19 protein-coding genes are annotated in these 16,393 nt (G+C 63.0%); 9 read left to right on the top strand and 10 right to left on the bottom strand.

Annotated features, from left to right (window positions below; genetic code table 11):
* Positions 1-73: 73 nt before the first annotated feature.
* From LB571_RS22305 to LB571_RS22295, 3 genes are all read right to left on the bottom strand, one after another.
* On the bottom strand, positions 74-631 hold the full coding sequence (locus LB571_RS22305; RefSeq protein WP_224597974.1) for a fasciclin domain-containing protein: 558 nt from the start codon (positions 629-631) through the stop codon (positions 74-76).
* A gap of 221 nt (positions 632-852) precedes the next feature.
* On the bottom strand, positions 853-1,575 hold the full coding sequence (locus LB571_RS22300) for an anti-sigma factor domain-containing protein (protein WP_224598098.1): 723 nt from the start codon (positions 1,573-1,575) through the stop codon (positions 853-855).
* On the bottom strand, positions 1,572-2,111 hold the full coding sequence (locus LB571_RS22295) for a sigma-70 family RNA polymerase sigma factor (RefSeq protein WP_140615195.1): 540 nt from the start codon (positions 2,109-2,111) through the stop codon (positions 1,572-1,574). Before LB571_RS22295 ends, LB571_RS22300 begins: the two co-directional genes overlap by 4 nt.
* A 181-nt stretch (positions 2,112-2,292) precedes the next feature.
* Here LB571_RS22295 and LB571_RS22290 point away from each other — a divergent pair, with 181 nt between their 5' ends.
* From LB571_RS22290 to argB, 3 genes are all read left to right on the top strand, one after another.
* On the top strand, positions 2,293-2,724 hold the full coding sequence (locus LB571_RS22290; protein WP_015314408.1) for an SgcJ/EcaC family oxidoreductase: 432 nt from the start codon (positions 2,293-2,295) through the stop codon (positions 2,722-2,724).
* Positions 2,725-2,824: 100 nt separating this feature from the next.
* On the top strand, positions 2,825-4,324 hold the full coding sequence (locus LB571_RS22285; RefSeq protein WP_224584109.1) for an amidase: 1,500 nt from the start codon (positions 2,825-2,827) through the stop codon (positions 4,322-4,324).
* Between the two features lie 155 nt (positions 4,325-4,479).
* The gene (gene argB / locus LB571_RS22280) at positions 4,480-5,373 is read left to right on the top strand and encodes an acetylglutamate kinase (protein WP_140712454.1); all 894 of its coding nucleotides are present in this window, start codon (positions 4,480-4,482) and stop codon (positions 5,371-5,373) included.
* A gap of 9 nt (positions 5,374-5,382) precedes the next feature.
* On the opposite strand, the gene bchE is transcribed toward argB, so the two are convergent.
* On the bottom strand, positions 5,383-6,948 hold the full coding sequence (gene bchE, locus LB571_RS22275) for a magnesium-protoporphyrin IX monomethyl ester anaerobic oxidative cyclase (protein ID WP_224597971.1): 1,566 nt from the start codon (positions 6,946-6,948) through the stop codon (positions 5,383-5,385).
* Between the two features lie 109 nt (positions 6,949-7,057).
* Positions 7,058-7,534: an Lrp/AsnC family transcriptional regulator gene (locus LB571_RS22270; RefSeq protein ID WP_140615204.1), complete on the bottom strand. Its 477-nt coding sequence runs from the start codon at positions 7,532-7,534 to the stop codon at positions 7,058-7,060.
* 134 nt (positions 7,535-7,668) lie between these two features.
* Here LB571_RS22270 and phhA point away from each other — a divergent pair, with 134 nt between their 5' ends.
* Complete coding sequence (gene phhA, locus LB571_RS22265) at positions 7,669-8,505, top strand: phenylalanine 4-monooxygenase (RefSeq protein ID WP_224597969.1); 837 nt, start codon at positions 7,669-7,671, stop codon at positions 8,503-8,505.
* Positions 8,506-8,571: 66 nt separating this feature from the next.
* On the opposite strand, the gene LB571_RS22260 is transcribed toward phhA, so the two are convergent.
* Positions 8,572-8,976 (bottom strand): VOC family protein, encoded by a 405-nt coding sequence (locus LB571_RS22260; protein ID WP_224597967.1) that lies wholly within the window; start codon positions 8,974-8,976, stop codon positions 8,572-8,574.
* 104 nt (positions 8,977-9,080) lie between these two features.
* Here LB571_RS22260 and LB571_RS22255 point away from each other — a divergent pair, with 104 nt between their 5' ends.
* Complete coding sequence (locus tag LB571_RS22255) at positions 9,081-9,713, top strand: TetR/AcrR family transcriptional regulator (protein ID WP_015314415.1); 633 nt, start codon at positions 9,081-9,083, stop codon at positions 9,711-9,713.
* Between the two features lie 135 nt (positions 9,714-9,848).
* Here LB571_RS22255 and LB571_RS22250 read toward each other — a convergent pair whose 3' ends face one another.
* Positions 9,849-10,295 carry an Lrp/AsnC family transcriptional regulator gene (locus LB571_RS22250; RefSeq protein WP_224525312.1) on the bottom strand — a complete coding sequence of 149 codons (447 nt, stop codon included), beginning with the start codon at positions 10,293-10,295 and terminating at the stop codon, positions 9,849-9,851.
* Between the two features lie 422 nt (positions 10,296-10,717).
* Between LB571_RS22250 and LB571_RS22245 the strand changes: the two genes are divergently transcribed.
* From LB571_RS22245 to LB571_RS22235, 3 genes are all read left to right on the top strand, one after another.
* On the top strand, positions 10,718-11,482 hold the full coding sequence (locus LB571_RS22245) for a transporter substrate-binding domain-containing protein (RefSeq protein ID WP_224584230.1): 765 nt from the start codon (positions 10,718-10,720) through the stop codon (positions 11,480-11,482).
* Between the two features lie 77 nt (positions 11,483-11,559).
* A complete protein-coding gene (locus LB571_RS22240) occupies positions 11,560-12,864 on the top strand; it encodes an NAD(P)/FAD-dependent oxidoreductase (RefSeq protein WP_224597963.1) in 1,305 nt (434 codons plus the stop codon).
* On the top strand, positions 12,861-13,829 hold the full coding sequence (locus LB571_RS22235) for an amino acid ABC transporter permease (protein WP_224597960.1): 969 nt from the start codon (positions 12,861-12,863) through the stop codon (positions 13,827-13,829). The genes LB571_RS22240 and LB571_RS22235 overlap by 4 nt, the downstream gene beginning before the upstream one ends.
* A 17-nt stretch (positions 13,830-13,846) precedes the next feature.
* Here LB571_RS22235 and LB571_RS22230 read toward each other — a convergent pair whose 3' ends face one another.
* Complete coding sequence (locus tag LB571_RS22230; RefSeq protein ID WP_015314420.1) at positions 13,847-14,338, bottom strand: MarR family winged helix-turn-helix transcriptional regulator; 492 nt, start codon at positions 14,336-14,338, stop codon at positions 13,847-13,849.
* Positions 14,339-14,432: 94 nt separating this feature from the next.
* On the opposite strand from LB571_RS22230, the gene LB571_RS22225 reads away from it, so the two are divergent.
* Positions 14,433-14,600 carry a hypothetical protein gene (locus LB571_RS22225; RefSeq protein ID WP_015314421.1) on the top strand — a complete coding sequence of 56 codons (168 nt, stop codon included), beginning with the start codon at positions 14,433-14,435 and terminating at the stop codon, positions 14,598-14,600.
* 68 nt (positions 14,601-14,668) lie between these two features.
* Here the strand turns inward: LB571_RS22225 and LB571_RS22220 are convergent, their stop codons facing one another.
* Positions 14,669-16,108: a GMC oxidoreductase gene (locus LB571_RS22220; RefSeq protein ID WP_224597957.1), complete on the bottom strand. Its 1,440-nt coding sequence runs from the start codon at positions 16,106-16,108 to the stop codon at positions 14,669-14,671.
* Positions 16,105-16,290: a hypothetical protein gene (locus LB571_RS22215; RefSeq protein ID WP_140789929.1), complete on the bottom strand. Its 186-nt coding sequence runs from the start codon at positions 16,288-16,290 to the stop codon at positions 16,105-16,107. Before LB571_RS22215 ends, LB571_RS22220 begins: the two co-directional genes overlap by 4 nt.
* Positions 16,291-16,393 lie beyond the last annotated feature (103 nt).

The following is a 16,393-nucleotide window of genomic DNA, read 5'->3' as shown; positions in this document are numbered from 1 at the left end:
GACGGCGCGATCGACGGAGAGCTCTTGCAGCAGGTTCGTCCGCGACAAGCGCCTCGTTACATCTTCGGCCCGATCACATCTTCGGGAGCAGAACCTTGTCGAGAACGTGGATGACGCCGTTGGACTGTTCGACATCGGCGATGGTCACATTGGCGACATTGCCGTTCTCGTCGGTGACGGTGACCGTGCCACCGTCGGCCTTCAGCGACAGCTCGCAGCCGCCGACCGTCTTGACCTTGTGCGTGCCGCCATCGGCCTTGGCCATGGACATCACATCCGCCGCCATCGCCTTGGCGCCGATCACATGGCAGGTCAGGATCTTGACGAGCTTGTCCTTGTTCTCGGGCTTGAGCAGCGTCTCGACCGTGCCGACCGGCAGGGCGGCGAAGGCTTCATTGGTCGGCGCGAAGACGGTGAACGGGCCGGCGCCCTGCAAGGTCTCGACAAGACCGGCCGCCTTGACGGCGGCGACCAGCGTCGTGTGATCCTTCGAATTGACGGCATTGTCGACGATGGTCTTGTTGGCAAACATGGCGGCGCCGCCGACCATCGGGTTTTCAGCATAAGCAGCCGTGGCAAGCGCGGAGACAGCGATCGTGCCGGCGAGCAAAAGGGTGGCGAATCTACGCATTGTATCAAAACTCCTCGGGTTTTCTCTTCCCATTTTGGGGACGCAAGGAGATACGGAACACAGATGCGTGAGTTTCAGAATATTTCGCGGATTTTTGATTTATTTTCACTGTGGATGTATTTTCTGCCTTGGCAATTCGCCGGCTACCGGTCCATTTAGACATATGGAACGGAGATAGACTGAGCCTGTTCTATCCACGCGCCGCCAGTGCGAAGGCTCGATCAGATGCCCTTCAAATCGCCCGCGGCAACCACCGGCCCGGTGGGCTGCCCGGTCGGCGAACCGCCGGCGGGTTCGAGGCTGACGGCCAGCACGGCGCCCTGCGCGAGTTTCCGCTGCGTGGTGGGCGAGACGCCAATATGCGCCGTCGCACCCGCCGGGATGACGCCCATCGAGACCGGCGCGTTCTTGCCCTCGATCATCCAGAGTTCGAAGTCCTTGCCGGCGGCGAGCACGCCGGAAACATGCGAAAGGCTGACTTCATGCCGTTCGGAATCATAGACGGCGAGATATTTGACGTCGCTGCCGTCGGCGGCCAGCGAAGCGACGAGTCGCGCCTGCGGCTGTTCAGCCGGCCGGTTGACATAGGGAACGGCGACGTAGAGCGCCAGCGCGGCAACAGCCGCCACCGCAAGGCCGCGCCAGAAGGCGAGGCTGGACCACAGGCCGGCGCGCGGCTCGGCAGGCGTGGTGGCGGCGGATGAAAACAGCCGGCGGTCGATCGCCGGCTTCACCGAAGCCGGCGGCTCGATTTCAAGATAGGCCGCGCCCAGCGGCGACAGGCGAACTTCCCAGCCGTCGACCAGCCGCGCGAAATCGGTCTCGACGTCGATGCGCCTGGAGGCTATCTGCCGCTCTTCGATCGGCAGCACGCCAAGAACGTATTCGGCGGCGAACAGGTCGTCGCCTCCACGTTCCGGTCCGTTGTCCTCTGCCAGCGTCATCTTTCCAGACATTCCCTGAGTTTCATCAGGCTGCGGCGCAGCCAGGTGCGCATCGTGTTCAACGGCACGCCGTGGCGTTCCGCCAGTTCGGCATAGCTTTCGCCCTTGAGATAAGCGCCCCGGACGGCCGCCGCCCGGTCTTTCTCCAACTCATCGAGACAATGATGGATCCGCTCGGTCTCGTCGCCCGCCACCACCATCGCTTCAGGTCCCGGCGCCGGATCGGCCACGTCGAGCGCGGCATCGATATCGGCGGCGGGCTTGCGCCGCGCTCGGATGCGATCGATCGCATGATTGCGCGCGATTGCCACCAGCCAGGAGATCGGGCTCAGATCGGAGACAGCAAAGCGATCCGCCTTCGTCCATATCTTGACGAAGACTTCCTGCAGCGCTTCTTCAGCATCTCCCCGGTCGTTCAATACACGAAGGCATACGCCGAAAAGTTTCGCACTGGTGTGCCGGTAAAGCAGATCGAACGCTGCCCGATCTTTCATCGAAGTCCGGACGATCAGCTTGGTAATGTCCTGCGGCGTCATGCGCGCCAAATTAGGCAATTGGGCTGTATTTGCAACGCCGGAAATATGCTGTGCACCTAAAGTTCGGCGTCCGCACACCTGCCCCGAGACAGTGTCCCGGTTTGAAGTCAAAAGCTGGCAATCGCGTTTGAGGCGCTTCCCCCGACATGCTACGCTTCAGCCGAAGCAAGGGAGATTTGTCATGGGATTGGTGCTCGCCAAACCTGAGGATGTCGCCACTGCCTTTGCCGATGCCTGGAATAGACACGATATGAACGACTTCGCGGCGTTGTTCGCCGACGACGCCAATTTCGTCAATGTCGTGGGCATGTGGTGGAAGAACCGCACCGAGATCGAAAGGGCGCACCGCGCAACTCATGAAACCATGTTTCGTGACAGCCGATTGAAGGGTGTTGTCTCGTCAGTTGTTGAATTGTCTTCCGGCATTGCATCGGTGCACTATTCATGGATCCTGACCGGCGCATCCGCTCCGGACGGCTCATCCGCCGGAAAACGAGAAGGCATTCTGCTTCTGGTTTTGAAGGAAGAACAGTCGGGCTGGCGGATAAAGGTTGCCCAAAACACCGACATTGTTCCGGGGGCGATTGCGCCCCCTTCCAACGCGGGGAGATAGCCGTTTAAAAGTCGCCGCCAAACTCCAAACTGAGACACTATCAGCCTGGATTGCCAAGGGAATTGCCGCTGACTAGCTTGGCAGCAATGGGGGAGCGCACATGTCGGTCGAACGAATCCTTTGGGAAGAAGACGCAACCGGCCTTGCCGGTCTGGTGCGCAGGGGCGAACTATCGGCGATCGAGTTGACCGAAGCGGCGATCGCCCGTGCCGAGGCCACCCGCCCCGAAATCAATGCCACGGCCGAGCCGCTCTACGAGGCGGCACGGACCCGGGCAAAGAGCATCGACCGTTCGCTGCCGCTGGCTGGGGTCCCCTTCGCCATCAAGGATCTCGGCATCGCCATCAAGGGCGTGCCCTCGCATGGCGGCAGCCGCATTCCGGCCTGGGTGCCCGATTTCAACTCGGTGATGACCGAACGCTATCTCGCCGCCGGGCTGATTCCGATCGTCACCTCGACGTCACCCGAGCACGGGCTGCGGCTGATGACGGAATCCAAGGCCTTTGGCGTCACCCGCAATCCCTGGAATACCGGCCACACCACCGGCGGCTCGTCGGGCGGTTCGGCAGCCCTGGTTGCCGCCGGCGTCGTGCCGGTGGCGCATGCGTCGGATGGCGGCGGCTCGATCCGCGTGCCTTCGGCCTGCAGCGGCCTTGTCGGCCTCAAGACCTCGCGCGGCCGTGTCCCGTTGTCCCCACTGGTGAGCGAAAGCTGGTACGGCATGGTCGTCGATCACGCCGTCACCCGCTCGGTGCGCGACTGCGCGCTGCTGCTCGACCTCACCCATGGTGCGGATACGCTCGCGCCTTATGCCGCGCGCCCGCCAAAAAGCTCGTTCGCCGCCGCTGCCGCGCGGGATCCCGGCAAGCTCACGCTGGCGGTGTACCGCAAGTCGCCGCTGGGCCTGCCGATTTCGGCCGAGACGCTGAAGGCGCTCGACATTGCCGTGGCACTCGCCCGCGAGGGCGGCCATTCGGTCGAGGACATCGATCTGCCTTTTATCGGCCGCGATTTCTTCGCCGATTTCTGCACAACGGTCGCCTCCGCCGTCGCCGGCTCGTTGCGGGGTGAAGCGCTGCGCGTCGGCCGCTCGGTGACGGGCGACATCGAGCGCGCCACGCGCGTGCTTGGCCGGTTGGGCGAGATGATCTCGGCCGGCGAAACCTATGCCGGCCTGCAGCGCCTGCATGCCACCTCGAGGCAACTGATCACGGAGACCGCGCGCTATGACGCGGTTCTGATGCCTGTTATCGCGCACCCGCCGCTCGCCTGCGGCGCCATGGATCCGAAAGGCGCCGATGAACTGATCGAAAACCTGCTCGACAAGCTGCACCTCACCGCGCTGCTCAGGATCAAGCCGCTGTTCGGCCAGTTGATGGACAAGAGCCTTTGGTTCACGCATTGGCCGGCGATCCACAATGTCAGCGGCCAGCCGTCGATCGCGCTCCCCGTCCATGTCACGGACGCCGGCCTGCCGCTCGGCATCCAGGCCGCCGGCCGGCCGGGCGACGAGGAAACACTTTTGTCGCTCGCCGCGCAGATGGAGAAAATCTCGGGCTGGCTGACGCGGCGGGCGCCGCTGATGGTGCCGTCACAATGACGACACCGTGAACCGACTATGACAGCAAAGCCATTTGCGGCTCGCGTCAATTCCCGCTAAGACGCCGCCGTCCTTACCTGATGCATGTCGCCCAAAAGTGCCCAGCGGTTTGGGACAACGACATGCATAAAACCAAATACCAGGGAACCACGCCGATGTCGGACGTCGCCGCCACCGCCGAAATGCAGGCCGCCCTCTTGTCGCGCGCGCTGCCCTACATGCAGCGCTACGAGCACAAGACGGTCGTGGTGAAGTATGGCGGCCATGCCATGGGCGATCTCGAACTCGGCAAGGCCTTCGCCCGCGACATCGCGCTGCTCAAGCAGTCCGGCGTCAACCCAATCGTCGTCCATGGCGGCGGACCGCAGATCGGGGCCATGCTGGCCAAGATGGGCATCGAATCCAAGTTCGAGGGCGGCCTGCGCGTCACCGACCAGAAGACGGTCGAGATCGTCGAGATGGTGCTGGCCGGGTCGATCAACAAGGAGATCGTCGCGCTGATCAACGCCGAGGGCGAATGGGCGATCGGCCTGTGCGGCAAGGACGGCAACATGGTGTTCGCCGAAAAGGCGCGCAAGACGATGATCGACCCCGATTCCAACATCGAGCGCGTGCTCGATCTCGGCTTCGTCGGCGAGCCGGTCGAGGTCGACCGCACGTTGCTCGACCTTCTGGCGCGCTCCGAAATGATCCCCGTGCTGGCGCCGGTCGCGCCCGGCCGCGATGGCCATACCTACAACATCAACGCCGACACTTTCGCCGGCGCCATCGCCGGCGCATGCAAGGCCTCGCGCCTGCTGTTCCTCACCGACGTGCCGGGCGTGCTAGACAAGGACAAGAAGCTGATCGACGAGTTGACGGTCGCCGAGGCCAAGGCGCTGATCAAGGACGGCACGGTTTCCGGCGGCATGATCCCCAAGGTCGAGACCTGCATCGAGGCGATCGAGCGTGGCGTCGAAGGCGTCGTCATCCTCAACGGCAAGACGCCGCATTCGGTGCTGCTCGAACTGTTCACCGAACACGGCGCCGGCACGCTGATCGTGCCATAATGCTTGTTGTCAGCCGGCTAATCTTCTGCCTGGCAGGCCGCGATTTACGGCTGCGGGAAGCTCCGGCTTCGTAACTGGCCGCCCGACAACCATCGATTCCTCCTCGGTGTCCTGCGGTGCGCCCCAGAATTCGGCGAGCGTCGGGCCGCCTTTCACCCGGCGGTCGGTCACCAGAAAACCCCAGACCTCGCGGAACCAGACGCGGCGGCCCATCTGCGTGTACCAGCGCATCGAATGCCGCTGCTCGGGATCGGGGTGGAACAGGATGCGCGCCAGCGCCTTCGGCCTCGACTGCACGGCGAGCTCAATCAGCTTGACCGAGAAGAACAGCATCCACGGCTTCAGCCGGGTCATCTGCAGCACCTGGTGCTTGTAATCCCACAGGCGGGCATCCCTCTGGATGACCTTGCGATCCCGCGCGATGCGGAAAAACGGCGTCCAGCGATGCGGCGTCACATAGAGCGCCTGGATCTGGTCGGGGTCATAGGCGAGGAGCTGGCGAAAGCCGCGCCACAGATCGCGAAATCCCTCATCCTCGAAGCCGGCGACCCAGGTTGCCATGGACAGGATGCCGTGCTTCCGCAGCAGCCGTATCGCTTCACGATCGGACGAGGTACTGCCGCCCTTGCGGATCAATTGCAGCGTCTGCTCGTCGGTGTTTTCCATGCCGAGCAGCCAGCGGATGACACCGGCCTGGCGGTAGAGGTGCAGCATATCGGCATCGCGCACGATATCGTCGGCGCGGGTCGAGCCGACGATCAGCACCGACACGTTCTCGGCAATCAAGGCTTCGAGAAAGGCGCGCCATGCCTTTTTAGAAACCGTCGGATTTTCATCCGCCAGGTTGATCAGTTCGACGCCATGCTCGCGGTGCAGCCAGGCGATCTCCTTGGCGAACTTGACTGGGTCGCGATGCCGCCAGCGGGTCCAGAAGCCACGCTGGCCGCAATAATTGCACAGATGCGGGCAGCCGCGCGAAAACTGCATGACCACCGCACGCTTGCCTCCCCAGTAGCTGTATCCGCGGTGGTCGATCAGCTCCCAGCCGACGCGGTAGGCGTCGAGGTCGGCGATGGTCATCGCCGCTTGCGTAGCGAAGGGACGGTCAAGATCGTCGCGGCAGGCGATGCCGGCAACGCTTGCCGGCGGCTGGCGCATCTCCAGCGCCTCGACCAGCGCCACCACGGTCGCCTCGCCCTCGCCGCGCACGATGAAGTCGAAGGCGTCGGTTGACGCCAGGATGTCGCGCCAGTGATAGGTGGGGAAGACGCCGCCATAGAGGATGATCGTCGCCGGCGCGCGCGCCTTGACCATCCCGGCGATCAACAAGGCGGTCGGATGTGCCGAGGTCGAGCCGGAATGGCCGATCAGAACGAAGTCGGGACAGTCCTTCAGGGCTGCCGCGACAACCGAGGCGAGCGGCATCGGCCCGAACTCGGCATCGACGAGCCGCACCTGATGACCGGCGTCGAGCAGCGGGCCGCCGATCGCCAGCAGACCAAGCGGCGGCAGGTGATCGTCCGGCACGCGGCTGCCGATGGCGGTGTGCGGCGGATTGATCAGGACGATTTTCATGGCGGACCTCATGGAGTTGGTCCGCGCAATGCTGGCCGGCGATAGTGCCGCCCGATTGGCCCGTTTCAGCAGTTTGCTTGCAGCTTTTCCGCAGAAACGCGGACGCGCATCACCGCCTGAGATGGGCGAGCGGCGTGTGGCCGGGTCCCTTGATGTTCTGCAGCACCAGTTGCGTGTGGACGTCGCGCACGCCGTCGAGCCGCATCAGCCGATGCATGACGAAGGCGTTGAGCTCGTCGACCGATGGCACCATGACATGCAGCAGGAAATCGTGGTCGCCGGTCATCGTCCAGCACGACGACACCTCATCCATGCGCTGAACGGCGGCAATGAAGCTCTCGGGCGAGCCGTCGCTGTGGCTGACGAGGCGCACCTGGATGAATACCTCGACCATCAGGCCGACGGCGCGGCGGCTGATCACCGCGGCAAAGCCCTTGATGATGCCGGCTTCCTGCAGCGCCTCGAAGCGCCGCGCGCAGGGCGTGGTGGAGAGGCCGACCTCCTGCGCCAGCTCGGAAACGGCTTTGCGACCGTTGCGTTGCAGGACATCCAGCATCTTGATCTCGAAATCGTCGAATTGAGGCATTTTCACTCCTCCCACGTGAATTGTGAGTGAATAGTATCTCGAATGTGGCGGAGGAGCCACCATCAAAACCGAATTGCCTCGGCAGATCGGGTTAGCCTTGCGGCACGTCAACCATTGATGCGAGGAGAAAACCCATGACGACGATGAGCGTTGCCGAATACGCCCGCGACTGCGCGGCGCAAGGGTTGCGCGGGGACTATTCGGTGTGCCGCGCGGATTTCACCGTGGCGCAGGCTTATGACTATTCGACCGAGGAGCAGGCGGTGTGGCGCACGCTGTGCGACCGCCAGACCAAGCTGACGCAAAAGCTCGCCCATCACTCCTATCTCGACGGCGTCGAGAAGCTCGGCCTGCTCGACTGCATCCCCGATTTCGAGGACGTCAGCACCAAACTGCGCAAGCTGACCGGCTGGGAAATCGTCGCCGTGCCGGGCCTCATCCCGGCCGCACCGTTCTTCGACCACCTCGCCAACCGCCGCTTCCCGGTCACCAACTGGCTGCGGACCAGGCAGGAACTCGACTACGTCGTCGAGCCGGACATGTTCCATGACTTCTTCGGCCATGTGCCGGTTCTCTCGCAGCCGGTGTTTGCCGATTTCATGCAGATGTATGGCAAGAAGGCCGGCGACATCATTGCGCTGGGCGGCGACGAGATGATCACCCGGCTCTACTGGTACACGGCCGAATATGGCCTGATGCAGGAGAACGGCCAGAAGCTGAAGGCGTTTGGCGCCGGTCTGATGTCGTCGTTCACCGAGTTGCAGTTCGCTGTCGAGAGCAAGGACGCCCACCATGTGCCGTTCGACCTGGAAACGGTGATGCGCACCGGCTACGAGATCGACAAGTTCCAGCGCGCCTATTTCGTGCTGCCGTCCTTCGACGCCTTGCGCGATGCCTTCCAGACGGCGGATTTCGAAGCGATCGTCGCGCGCCGCAAGAGCCAGCCGGCGCTCGACCCGGCGACGGTCTAAAACATAAAGCGCGTCGCATGAATCTGTCTCAACGCGACGCGCTTTGGACGCTTTGATCGCGCTGGGCTATTGCATGGCAGCGGGGTTCATCCACAGGAGCTCCCAGACGTTGCCGTCAGGGTCTTCGATGTGGCGGTTCAACATGAAGCCGAGATCCTGAGCGGGGTTGGGATCGGCGCGGCCGCCGGCCGCGACGCCCTTCTCGATCGTGGCATTGACCTCGTCCTTGCTGCTCGCGGTGAGTGCGATCAGCATCTGGCTGTCACGCCTGGCGTCGCCGATCTGGCGGGTTGTGAACTGGCCGTAATGCTGGTGCGTCAGCAACATCACCCCGATCGCGTCGGAAAACATGACCGAACTGGCCTGGTCGTTCGAGAACCGCGGATTGAGCGTGCCCCCGATCGCGAGATAGAAATTGGTCGCTGCCTGCAGATCCCGCACCGGCAGATTTATGAAGATCATCTTGGTCATCGGTCTAAGCCTTGCCTTCGTTGACAGGTACTAGTCAGTCCAGTACCGTTTCATGGGGCTACCACGAGAGAACGGTACCGTCTAGTACTGGTTAAGAGGGCGCCATGAAAATCGACGGTGAGACCAGATCGGCTCGCAAGGATCGTGAGATCATCCAGGCGGCCACAGCGGCGTTCACCAGCAAGGGATATGACGGGACCAGCATGGAGGAAATCGCCACCAAGGCGGGGGCCTCCAAGCAGACCGTCTACAAGCATTTCACCGACAAGGAGACGCTGTTTGGCGAAGTCGTTCTGTCAACCGCTACCCAGGTCAATGACATCATCGAGTCCGTGACGACGCTGCTTTCCGAGGCGAAATTCATGGAAGGCGGCCTGCAGCAGCTTGCCCGACGTCTGATAGCGGTTCTCATGGATGAAGAGTTGTTGAAGCTGCGGCGCTTGATCATCGCCAACGCGGATCGAATGCCGCAGCTTGGCCGCGCTTGGTACGAAAAGGGGTTTGAGCGCATGCTTGCCTCGACGGCGTCCTGCTTTCAAAAACTCACCAGTCGAGGACTGATACAAACAAGTGATCCCTATCTGGCAGCCAGCCATCTTTTTGGAATGCTTCTTTGGATCCCCATGAATGAAGCCATGTTCACGGGAGGCAACCGGCGCTCCAAGGCCGAACTGGAACGCCACGCGGATGCCTCGGTGGAGGCATTTCTGGCCGTCTACGGAGTCCAGCCGAACTAGTCGCGTCCCCTGCCCACGTTTGCAGGGGTCGAGGACACCACCATGTGCCTTTCGACCCGCAAACAGTGATGCGCACCGGCTACCAGATCGACAAGTTCCAGTGGAACGGCCGGCCGCCGGGACATTCCGCCATTCCTACAGAGCGTAGATGGTCCGGTTGAACTTCGTCTCCATCACCACGTGGGAAGCGGTTTTGACGACGCCGCTGATTTCATTCAGGGCATTCACCTCCCGGTTCAGCTTCTCGAGCGTCTCGGCGGCAAGGTGGATGATCAGATCCCATTCACCGGTTATGGCATAGACCGCCTGGATCGAGGGCATCGCCTTGATCCTTCTGGAGACGTCCGGATAACTCTTGTTGTTCAGGGAGGCGAGGGTGAAACAGTGGACGGCGTTCTGGGCCACCGTCTTGGCCAGCCGCACGGTATAGCCTTCGATGATGCCGCCGGCCTCCAGCTTCTGGATCCGCTCCTGCAGCGCTGTCCGCGACACGCCGAGCTGCCGTGCCAGTGACGCGACCGGCTCACGCGCGTTCTTCTGCATCAGCGCGAGCAACTGACGATCCTTCTCGGTCAATTCCACAAACAAAACCTCTCGCTCGATCCGCTTAGTAACCACCGCGCGATCCTATCGGCTGAACAGCCCCCGCGACAATCCGCAATACTGGCAGCGGCGAACGGAACAAGGCCAACTATCCGGCACTTTGTCATCCCAAGGGACGCAATGACTGCGCGATCGCCAATATCCCGCATTTCGCCGGGTGGAACCCTTCTTTTTGCGACCTGACTGTCTGGGGTCACGAACGCCGGTCCGTCAGGAGGAATCAGCTTCGGCTGTGATGGGCAAAGTCCGAAACCGATCCGGTTGCACCTGCAGCTGAAGCGCTGAGGTTCGACGTCGGCCACTCAACCTATCAGTTCAACCACAAGGGAGGGATAACTTTGAAAAAACTGCTCAATTTGGCCGTTCTTGCCGCCGCGACATTCGCCATCACGACGGCAGCCATGGCCGGTGAAACCCTGGACCGCGTCACGTCGAAAAAGGCGATGGTCATCGCCACCAACGCGGCCTGGCCTCCACAGAGCTTTCTCAACGACAGCAACGAACTCGCCGGTTTCGACATCGATGTCTCGCGCGAGATCGGCAAGCGGCTTGGCGTCGAGGTCTCGTTCGAAACGCCCGACTGGGCGACGCTGACCGGCGGGCGCTGGCAGGGACGCTACGACCTTGGCGTCGGATCGGTCACGCCGACAAAAGCCCGCTCCAAGGTGATCGACTTTGCCGGCATCTATTATTACAGCCCCTACGTCTATGTCCTGCACAAGGACAGCGGCGCTAAGTCGGTCGCCGATCTCAACGGCAAGATCATCGGCGTCGAGACTGCCACCACCTCGGAGGATTTCATCCGCCGCAAGCTCGAAATCGACGCGCCTGGCCTGGCTCCCATCGAATACAAGCTCGAGCCGGGCGAGATCCGCACCTACGCGGATTCCATGCTTCCCTTCGATGACCTGCGGCTTGGCGACGGCGTGCGCCTGAATGCCGTGATCGCGCCGGAACAGACGGCGCAGAATGCCATCAAGAACGGCTATCCCGTAAAGATCCTGGAAGGTGAGTACGCCTTCCGCGAGCCGCTCGTCGTCATCGCCGAGAAGAAGGATCCCGAGTGGACCGCGAAGGTCGGGGGCATCATCACCGAAATGAAGACGGACGGCACGCTCGCCGCGCTGACCACGAAGTGGTACGGCAAGGACTACAGCGCCAAGTAAAGTCATTCCGCCGGCTGCCTCCTCGGCAGCCGGCGGGCGTCACCTCGCCTCATGAATGCCCTCACCGCAAAGTCGCCATGGCCTATCCGGACACCTATTACGCCCGCACCCTGACTGACCGGAAGACGCGGCCCCCGCTCAAAGGCGAGGCGCGATGTGACGTGGCCGTCGTCGGCGCCGGATTGGCCGGGCTGACGACAGCGCTGCAACTGGCGCGCGCCGGACTGCACGTCGTCGTGCTGGAAGCCCAGGTCGTTGGTTTCGGCGCTTCGGGACGCAATGGCGGCTTCGTCACACCCGGCTTCGCCACCGGCGGCGACACTATCGCCGCACGTGTCGGCGGGGAGGCAGCGCGCGACCTGCACCGGCTGTCGATCGAAGGCATGGACTTCGTGCGCGACACCATCGAGGCGCTCGGAATATCGGCCGCCCAGCCGCGTGCCGGCCTGCTCAGCGTCTTGCGCTACGACGGCGGCGATGCGCTGAAGGCCTATGCCGACCAGATGGCACGCGACCATGGTTACGAGCTTCAATATCTGCGCGGCGAAGATGTGCGCGCGGTGCTGAAGTCGGCTCGCTACCACCAGGGCCTGCGCGACCCGAACGCCTTTCACATCCATCCGCTCAACTATCTGCGTTGCCTGGCCGACGAGATCGAGCGGCTGGGCGGCAAGATCCATGAGAGTTCCGAGGTCGTGCAATGCGACCTGTCGCGACCGCAAAAGATGCTGCGCACGAGCCAGGGCACGCTTCGGGCGCCCCAGATCGTGCTCGCGACCGGCGGCTATACCGGCCCGGTGTTCGGCCAGCTCTACCGCGCCTTTCTGCCCATCGCGACCTATGTGATGGTTTCCGAGGCGGCTCCCCGCCTCATCGCGCAAGCCATCGCCACCACCGATGCCGTCGGCGACAACAGGCGGGCCGGCGACTATTATCGTCTGGTCGAGAGCGGCAATCGCCTTTTGTGGGGCGGGCGCATCACCACGCGCGCCGCTTCCGCCGACGCGCTGGCGCGCGAATTGCGCCGTGAAATGGTCGGCACCTACCCGCAGCTCGCCGGCCTCAAGACCGAATTGGCCTGGTCGGGGCTGATGTCCTATGCCCGGCATCTGATGCCCCAGATCGGGGAGCTGCAATCGGGCGTCTGGTACTGCACCGCTTTTGGTGGCCATGGCCTCAACACCACGGCGATTGCCGGAAAAATTGTCGCCGAGGGCATTCTGGGCGCTTCGGACCGGTATCGGCAATTCGCGCCATTCGGACTGAGCTGGGCCGGCGGCGCCGGTGGCCTGGCCGCCGCGCAGCTCACCTACTGGAAATTGCAGGCGCAGGACTGGTGGCGGGAACGCCGCGCCACCACCAAGGACAAGGTGACGGCATGATCGGCAGGCTGATGCTCTCCCATCCAGGGCTTGCCCGCCACGCGGCGGCCGCGCTTTTTCCCGCGCTGCTGGCCGCGGCCCTCTACGCCATGGGCATCAAGTCGAGCTGGATCGGCTCGGTGATGCCGCTTGCATCCGACTGGTTGCAGGCCAATCCAGCCTTGTCGCGCGCCCTCTCGGCCGTGTTGATCGCGCTCCTGGTTCTGGTGAACTGCAAGCTGCTGCTGCTCATGCCCCGACGCCAGCAGATCGCCGGCGTCTGGATCGAGCTGTTCGCGCTGCTGATGCTGTTCTTCTATTCCTTCGACCTCTCCTTTGCCTTCATTGCCAGGAAGGTCGGCTTCCTGATCACCCAGGGCGTCACCACGACGCTTTACATTTCAGCGATCTCGATTCTCATCGCAACGACCATCGCGCTCGTCGGGGCCATCGCCAAACTGACCGGCAACGGCATCGTTTACGGGCTGGCCACCTTCTACACATCGCTGTTTCGCGGCCTGCCATTGCTGATGCAGATCTACATCATCTACCTCGGCCTGCCGCAGGTCGGCTATGTGATCGGCGCGGTGCCGGCCGGCATCGTGGCCCTGTCGCTGTGTTATGGCGCCTACATGACCGAGATCTTCCGCGCCGGCATCGAAAGCATCCCGCGCGGCCAAAGCGAAGGCGCCACGGCGCTCGGCCTGAGCCCCGGCCAGACCATGGCGCTGGTCATCCTGCCGCAGGCCATGCGCGTCATCATCCCGCCGACCGGCAACCAGTTCATCGCCATGCTGAAGGATTCCTCGCTGGTGTCGGTCGTCGGCGTCTGGGAGATCATGTATCTCGCCCGCACGATGGGCCAGACGGAGTTCCGCCATATCGAGATGCTGATCACCGCCTCGATGATCTATTGGATCCTGTCGATCGCGCTGGAATTCGGCCAGGCCTATCTCGAACGGCGCTTCGGCCGATCGGACCGCTAGGGGTTTGACGCCTAAAATCAGCGCGGCTGCGGTGCCTCGGCCTTCAGCCGCACAAGCTGGTCGCGCTGCAGCTCGAGCGCGGCGGTGACGAAGCGCCGGATGGTGGCAAGCTCGGCGTCGCCGAACGTGGCAATGAGCTTTTCACCTTCCCGCGCGATGGCGCCGTAATAGCGCGCCGAGAGCTCCCGTGTTGTCTCCGTTGCCTCGATAACCACCTTGCGCCTGTCCTCGAGGCTGCGCGTGCGCGTCAAGAGACCGCGCGCCTCCAGCCGATCGATCAGCGCGGTCACCGCGGCCGGCGTCAGCCCGGTCGCGGCCGCGATCGCGCCGGCCGATTGCGGGCCGCCATGCAGCAGTCCGATACAGTGGCGCTCGGCCATGTTGAGGCCGAGTCTCGCGCCTACCGCATCGTCATAGGCCTGCGTCGCGTCCTGCCACTGCATGATGGCAAGGCCGATCGCGGCGGTCAGTTCGGCGCGATCTCCGCTTGACGAATTTAGTTCGATCATCTAATTATCAATCTGTCTAACATTTAGACTATTATAGCAATATGCGGCCACGGCTTGCGATAGGCAAGGGGCGGCCGCCAACGAGGAGTGGAAAATGAGCCTGATCCAACAGCGTACGCCTCTCTCGCATGAGGAAGAGTTCAGATACGCGAAGCTGGCGATGGAATGGTACGGCTGGGGATCGCCTATCGGCCTCGGCATCCTGCTGGTGTCGCTCGCCGCCGCCGCCGTGCTGGTGCGCATCGCCCTCTACGGCTTTTGAGCCTCTGCCGGCGCCATCCTTGGCGTCGGCAGAACGGGTGGTGATCCGAGCAGGGACGACGACTGCGCTCAGACCGTGACCACCTTGCTCAGGTGCTCACCCAGCCGGCAGGCGAGCGCGGTGATCGTCGTCGTTGGATTGGCTTGTCCCGACGTGCAAAAGACCGAAGAGCCGCCGACATAGAGATTGTCCATGCCATGCACCTTGCAGTTGGCGTCCACCACGCTCCTGGTGACGTCGGTGCCCATGCGCGTGCCGCCCATATGATGGTGGCCCGCCGTCTCTTCGTTGGTCGGATAATCGTCGCCCTTCGAGATCCAGTCGGCAATGCGCACCCGGCCCAGGTTCTTCTGGGCAAGCGTCGTGCCGAACAGCCTTAAGCCTTCGAGAAGGGTGCGGCGTTCCAGTTCCGATTTCTTCCAGTGCAGTTCGATGCGCGGCACGCCGGCATGGTCGACCTCGGTTTTCGACAGCTCGATCTGGTTCGAAGCCAGCGGCGCCTGTTCCCAGGCGACATAAAGCTGAGCGGCGCAACGCAGGTTCTGGTCGAGCTTGCCCGACACCCATTCCGCCATGTGCGGCGCCGTACAGGCAAGATCAGCGATCAGGCTCTTGACGCCCGGATAGGGAGTCTCGATCAGCCTGATGCCGAAATTCATGATCCTGAGCCGTTCCATCGCGGCAGCCATCGGCGAGAAGAAGGCCTCCTTGACGGCATCGACCTCGAACGCGCCGTCGTCGGCCAGGATGGCATTGCCGCCCTCGAAGGTCGGATGCTCCATCCAGTAGCGGCCAAGCGCCGTCGCGTTCGGCACGACGCCGCCGTTGGAGCGCCGGTTGGACCACAAAAGCAGCCGGGAATTCTCCAGTCCGCCGGTGCAGACGATGAAATAGTCGGCGCTGAACGAGCCGGCGTCCTGCCCGTTGGACCATAATCTGGCGCCGGTCACGCGTTTGCCATCTCCGGCAAGCTCGGTGGCGTAGGTGTTGAGCACGACGGCGATGTTTTTGCTCTGGTCGAGTTGGTCGCCGAACTTTTCTGCAAACCGGACCGCCGGGCTCTTGATCAGCTGCACCCAGCGAATGTCGTCCGAGATCGGCACATCTGGCCGGAAATCTGGAAGGTCGAGGATATCGCGCACTTCCGCAAGATAGGGTTCGATGTCGGCGCGCCGGATAGGCCAGCCGGTGTCCGGTGCCCAGGCTTTCGGCTCGAAATCCTGTTTGTCGAGCACGCGACACCAACCGGCCCAGTGATTGGAACTGCCGCCCATGAACCGCAACCGCGTGATATCGAGATCGAAGTAGGAATCGCCGACCGTGGTGCCGCGGTAGAAATCCTGCGACTCGTCGCTGAATTCCCGCGAGCCGGCTTCCAGCACCACGACCGGGATGCCGGCCGCGCCAAGTTTCCTGGCGATCGTGGTGCCGGCGGGGCCGGAACCAAGTACACAGACCTTTGGCGCGAAATTGGCGGCGCGATACGCGTCGTAGCTGTCGAAGATCATGCCAGGTCGCTCCGCTTCAGGATCCAGCCATTGACCTCGACGATCTCGTCGGGATTGGCCCGGGATGAACCGGCATGGGTGGCGGCCGTATCAGGCAGCTTGCGGAACAAGGACAGCGCAGGCAGGGCGATCAGCGCCTGCACGAGCGTGCGGCGCGACATTTTTTTGATCAAGAAACTCATGACAGGCCTCTCGGCTGGGGCTTCGATGCGCGCATGACATTCCCCGAACGGCACACGCATCGTCACGGAAGCCAGTATCGTGCCAAGCATGGCCTCACGGCGG

It is taken from the genome of Mesorhizobium sp. BR1-1-4, assembly GCF_020165375.1.
Taxonomy (GTDB): domain Bacteria; phylum Pseudomonadota; class Alphaproteobacteria; order Rhizobiales; family Rhizobiaceae; genus Mesorhizobium; species Mesorhizobium australicum.
Note: the sequence above shows the minus strand (reverse complement) of the source record. Positions and strands in the feature narration are given on the sequence as shown.